This is a genomic window from Streptomyces sp. MZ04 (genome assembly GCF_004684775.1).
Lineage (GTDB): Bacteria > Actinomycetota > Actinomycetes > Streptomycetales > Streptomycetaceae > Streptomyces.
The window spans coordinates 1-4,721 of sequence record NZ_SRIC01000437.1; the positions used below are offsets into that span (position 1 = coordinate 1).

Consider the following 4,721-nt stretch of genomic DNA (forward strand, 5'->3'; position numbering starts at 1 on the left):
GCGGGGGAACGGGCGGCCGAGCGGGCCCGCGGGCTCGATCTGCCGGGCCTGGTGCTGCTCGGTGCCGCGGTCTCGCTGTTCACCGTGCCGCTGGTGCTCGGCCAGGAGAAGGACTGGCCGCTGTGGTCATGGCTCTCGCTCGGCGCGTCGGCGGTCGTCTTCGCGCTGTTCTGCGGCTACGAGTCCCGGCTGTCCCGCAGCGGTGGGGCGCCGCTGATCGCGCCGCGGGTCCTTCGCATCCCGGGCATGGGCCTCGCGGTCTTCCGGATCACCGTCGTGATGGCGGTCAACGCGGGCTTCCTCTTCGTGCTCACCCTGCACATCCAGGGCGGCCTCGGCTACAGCGCGCTGCGTGCCGGGCTCACGTTCGCGCCGACCGCCGTGGTGTTCGGCGTGGTCGGCCTGACCTGGCGGCGCTGGCCCGCGGCGGTCCAACGCGCGCTGATTCCCGGCGGGTTCGCGCTCTCCGCGGTGTCGGCGCTCGCCGTGGGCCTGCTGCTGCGCGACGGCGGGGAAGGCGGCCCGTGGCTGTATGTGGCATTCGTGGGCGTCGGCGTGGGCCTGTCCCTCGGCTTCAGCCCGACGCTCACACGGGCGCTGTCCACGGTGCGGCCCGAGGACGCCGCGGACGCCAGCGGCCTGCTCTCGACGGTCGCTCAGATCGGCCAGCTGACCGGTGTCGCGGCCTTCGGCGCACTTTTCCTCAACCGGCTTGAGTCACAAGGGGCTCCGGGGGCGTATTCATCCGCGGACGCGCTCCTGGTGTGCGCGTACGCCCTGGCAGGGGCGGCCGCTCTCGGCGCCGTGTCCGGACTGGTACGAATGCGTCGCTGACCGGTTCGCTCAGACCGTGGCAGAATCGGACGGCCGGAAGGGGACCGCACCAGATCACCGAATGTGACCCGACGGAAGGGAGAGCGATGCCTGCGAGCATCCTCGAAGGGGCCGAAGGCCTCATCGAAGTGGCAGCGCCGAGCCGCGCTGCCGTTCCCTTCGCGGCGATCGCCCTCCTGACCTGTCCGTCCTGCGGTTCGTCCCATGTCGCCCAAGTGCTCGGTGACAACGGCGGTGTCTCGTACGTGTGCACGGCCTGCGGCCGCAGCTGGAGCTGATCGATGGGTGCACACAGGCGGAAGTGCGACTGGTGCGGCAGTGGTACGCCGATCGTCCGCGACATGGAGCCCGTCAACCCGGACTACCAGTACTGGTGCGAGGAGTGCGCGCGGGCGCTGATCATAAAAGGCGACCCCATCGAGACGTACCGCGAGCTCGAAGGGGAGCCGATCTACGGTCGGCTGCTCGACGAGCACTGCACGCTCAAGCGCTTCTACTCCTTCGCCACGGCTTGATCTTCAGGTCCTGATCTCCAGTCTTGATCTCCAGGTCTTGATCTTCAGGCGGGTCAGGCGTCCGGTCCCGTGCAGCAGGAACGCGAAAGCGGTCCCTACGTAGAGCGCGGACAGCGTCATCTGGCCATAATTCTGGCCGAGTTCGAGCCGTCCCGCGCCATGCGGGACCCACCACACGGCGTACGAGCAGAAGACGAGGGCGACGGCTCCGGTCGCCGCCCATCTGGCCCGGCCGCCCCGGCGCACCGCCGCCGTCCATACGAGGAGCGCCATCGGTACGCACCACACCCAGTGGTGCGACCACGACACCGGGCTGACCAGCAGTGCCGTCGCCGCACAGGTGACCGCCGCCCGGGCGCGCTCCCCGCGCAGCTCGGCGGCGACGGCGACCGCGAGGCCCAGGGCGCCGACCGCGGCGGCGGTCACCGCCCACGGCAGGCCCGGTTCCCCGGTGTGCAGAAGCCGGGCGAGGACGCCGCGCAGCGACTGGTTCGCGGTGTCCTCGGCCAGGCCGACCCGGCCCGCCTCGAAGACCATCCGGGTCCAGAAGCGCCAGGAGTCGTAGGGCAGGGCGGCGGCCGCGAGCAGTGTCGCGCCGGCGAACGAACCGGCGGCCACGCACGCGTGCCGCACGGGTACGCGCCACCGCCCCCGCCGCACGGCCTCGGCGGCACCGGTGAGCAACAGGAACACCGCGAAGAGCGCGGGCGTGAGCTTGATCGCCGCCGCGACGCCGATGCCCACGCCCGCCCAGCGGTGGCCCGGCCGCCGGGACAGGTCCCACAGGACCAGGACGGCGAGCAGCAGATTGATCTGGCCGTACCGCAAAGTCGTCCACACGGGCTCCGCCCAGACCGCGAGCGCGGCCACCCACAGGGCGCTCTCCACGCGCGCGTGGAGCGGATCTCCGATCAGGCGCAGGGAGAGGCGGACGAGCGCCACGAGGAGAAGCAGGTTCCCGAGCGTCGCCAGGGTGCGCATGTCCGCCGTGTCCAGGAGCGTCAGCGGCGTGAAGAGCAGGGCGGCGAACGGTGGGTAGGTGGTGGGCAGATGGGCCTCGGTGGTGCGCAGCGCGTAGAGGTCGCCGCCCGCGCGCACGGTCTCGCCCTCGGCCCGGTAGACCATCAGGTCGATCATCGAGACGTCGGCGGCGCGCTGTGCGAGCCAGAAGGCCGTGAAGGACAGCAGGCAGACCCAGGCGGCCAGGGGAACGCGGCGGTGGGCGGCGGCGAGCGCGATCACGGTCACGAAGGCAGACAGTACCGGCCGTATCCGTACAGAACGGAAACGATTTGGTAGAGCACGGGGAGGACCGTGTAATGTTGGCGGAGCCGCCGGGGGAACCGGGCGGAAACAAGCAAGGGGCTATAGCTCAGTTGGTAGAGCGCCTGCATGGCATGCAGGAGGTCAGGAGTTCAATTCTCCTTAGCTCCACAGAAGATGAGAGCGGGCCACCCGGATCGGGTGGCCCGCTTTCGTGTGTCTGTTGTCGTGTGTCTACGGGGGTGTCACGGTCGCCCGCTTCCGAGTGCCCTGCGGCCGCGGCCCGGTGGCAGGGCGGGAGGCAGTGCCGGGCGCGGTGGTGCCACCGAGGGGTCCTCCTCGATACGCAGCGCGAGCGCCGGGCAGCGGCGTACGGCACGTGTGGCGCGTGCTTCGGAGTACCGCGGTACGGAGGCCTCCGCCACGCCGGGGAAGCCGTCGGGGCCCAGCTGGATCAGCTCGGGGACGATGTCCGCGCACAGGCCGTGGCCCTGGCAGAGCGTCCAGTCGACGGCGAGCTTACGACCGCTCGGCGCCTCCGACTGAGGGGCCTCCGCCTGGAGCGGCAGGACGCCCTCCACGGGGCGGCCGCAGCCGCCGCCCAGGACATGCGCGGCGAGGTCGTCCGTGAACGCCGAGATCGAGGAGTCCAGGAAGGCCGCCGAGCCGTCCGGGTGCTTGCAGGCGCCGCGCCGCTTCACGGCCCGGGTCACTTCGCGCAGCGCCTCCAGGGCGGTGGGCCCGCCGCCGTCCAGGATGTCCGCGAGGCCGCGCGCCGCCGCAGGGAGCCCCAGGTAGCAGGGACCGCACTGGCCCGAGCTCTCGGCGGCCAGCCAGTGCGCCACGCGCAGCGACTCCCCGAGCGGGCAGGTGCCCGCGCCGATGGGCAGGATGGCGCCCGCGCCGAGCGCACCCCCGCAGGCCTCCAGGGAGGCGCGTGAGACGACCGCGTCATGGGCGGTGACCGCGTCGAGCCACTTGCCGTGATAGCCGCCCGTCAGGACGCCCTGGGGGAGCGGTGGCGCGCCGGCCAGCTGCAGGACGTACCGCAGGGGCACTCCGGTGGGGACCTCCACCACCATGGGGCGGGCGACCGCTCCGGAGACGGTGAGCAGCACTGTGCCGGGCTCGTCCCGCAGGCCGGTGCGGCGGTAGCGGTCGGCGCCGATGCGGGCGGCCACCGCGAGCTGGGCGAAGGTCTCCGCGTTGGACAGCAGGGTGGGGGCGCCGCCCACCCCGGAGTCGGAGGTCCGCAGTTTGCGCCCCGGGGGCATCGGCGGGCCGCCGTCCGCCGAGCGGACCAGGGCCGATGACTCGCCGGTCACCATGCGCACCGGATTGCGCTGCACGCGCGCGCGGATGCCCGATCCGCGCCGGTTGGTCAGGCCGCGCTCGGCGAGCGCGGAGCGCATGGAGGACTCCGTGGAGTCGCGGGTCACGCCGATGACGAGGGTGCGGGCGCCCAGCGCCTCGGCCGCGAGCAGCGCGCCGTCGAGGATGAGGTGCGGGGCGCGGTTGATCAGGACGGTGTCCTTGCGGCAGGCCGGTTCGTCCTCGCTGCCGTTGACGACGACCACGGGGCGCACCCCACGACGTATCGCGGCGTCGGCGACCGCGCGCAGCTTCCGGGCGAAGGGGAAGCCCGCGCCGCCCCTGCCGCGCAAGGAGATGTCTTCGGAGAGGGTGGCCAGGGACTCGCCCGCCATGGGTTCCAGGGGCCCGTGCACCTTCAGGTGCATCGCCAGATCGAGGCGTTCGACCAGGTCGAAGCCCGAGGTCAGGAGCGGAAGTCCGACGACGCGGACTTCGGGGACATCGGGCAGCGCCGCGTTCACTTGGGGCCTCCGAAGGTGGCGTTCCAGGGTTCGCCCGGACTCGGCGCCTGGAAGGTGTGGGGCAGCGGTTCGGTGGCGGGACCGCTGTCGTACGGGGCTTCGTACGGGGGCGTGGGGTCGTACGCCGGTTCGTACGTGGAGCCGTACGACGTGTCGTGGGAGCGGTAGGCGGGGTCTTCGTAGACGTACGCCGTGTCGTGCGTGGTGTCGTAGGAGTCGTAGTCGTACGGGATATGGGGGGCCTCGGCGGGAGGCGGCGGGGACGGGGACGGCC

The 4,721-nt window shown here is 72.3% G+C and carries 5 protein-coding genes, 1 tRNA gene and 1 pseudogene; 4 read left to right on the forward strand and 3 right to left on the reverse strand.

Annotation, left to right across the window (positions count from 1 at the left end; all coding sequences use genetic code 11):
- The 3 genes from E2651_RS41250 to E2651_RS41260 all read left to right on the forward strand — a co-directional run.
- A partial coding sequence (locus tag E2651_RS41250) for an MFS transporter (RefSeq protein ID WP_135336403.1) occupies nt 1-834 on the forward strand: 834 nt, incomplete at its 5' end.
- Between the two features lie 86 nt (nt 835-920).
- Nucleotides 921-1,112, forward strand: coding sequence for a hypothetical protein (locus E2651_RS41255; protein WP_135336404.1), 192 nt, complete (start codon nt 921-923; stop codon nt 1,110-1,112).
- Between the two features lie 3 nt (nt 1,113-1,115).
- Nucleotides 1,116-1,349 (forward strand): hypothetical protein, encoded by a 234-nt coding sequence (locus E2651_RS41260; RefSeq protein WP_016643127.1) that lies wholly within the window; start codon nt 1,116-1,118, stop codon nt 1,347-1,349.
- 3 nt (nt 1,350-1,352) lie between these two features.
- On the opposite strand, the gene E2651_RS41265 is transcribed toward E2651_RS41260, so the two are convergent.
- On the reverse strand, nt 1,353-2,597 hold the full coding sequence (locus E2651_RS41265) for a glycosyltransferase 87 family protein (RefSeq protein ID WP_135336405.1): 1,245 nt from the start codon (nt 2,595-2,597) through the stop codon (nt 1,353-1,355).
- Between the two features lie 113 nt (nt 2,598-2,710).
- Between E2651_RS41265 and E2651_RS41270 the strand changes: the two genes are divergently transcribed.
- Nucleotides 2,711-2,783, forward strand: a tRNA-Ala gene (locus E2651_RS41270).
- A gap of 74 nt (nt 2,784-2,857) precedes the next feature.
- On the opposite strand, the gene E2651_RS41275 is transcribed toward E2651_RS41270, so the two are convergent.
- Together E2651_RS41275 and E2651_RS44455 are read right to left on the reverse strand one after the other, a co-directional pair.
- Complete coding sequence (locus tag E2651_RS41275; RefSeq protein ID WP_135336406.1) at nt 2,858-4,447, reverse strand: NADH-quinone oxidoreductase subunit NuoF family protein; 1,590 nt, start codon at nt 4,445-4,447, stop codon at nt 2,858-2,860.
- Nucleotides 4,444-4,721, reverse strand: a pseudogene (locus E2651_RS44455) (cytochrome b/b6 domain-containing protein); the annotation flags it as partial. The gene E2651_RS41275 and the pseudogene E2651_RS44455, both read right to left, overlap by 4 nt.

Bases quoted from the DNA above. Each gene is read 5' to 3' on its own strand.
- E2651_RS41255 (WP_135336404.1), top strand. From the start codon at position 921: ATGCCTGCGAGCATCCTCGAAGGGGCCGAAGGCCTCATCGAAGTGGCA.
- E2651_RS41260 (WP_016643127.1), top strand. From the start codon at position 1,116: ATGGGTGCACACAGGCGGAAGTGCGACTGGTGCGGCAGTGGTACGCCG.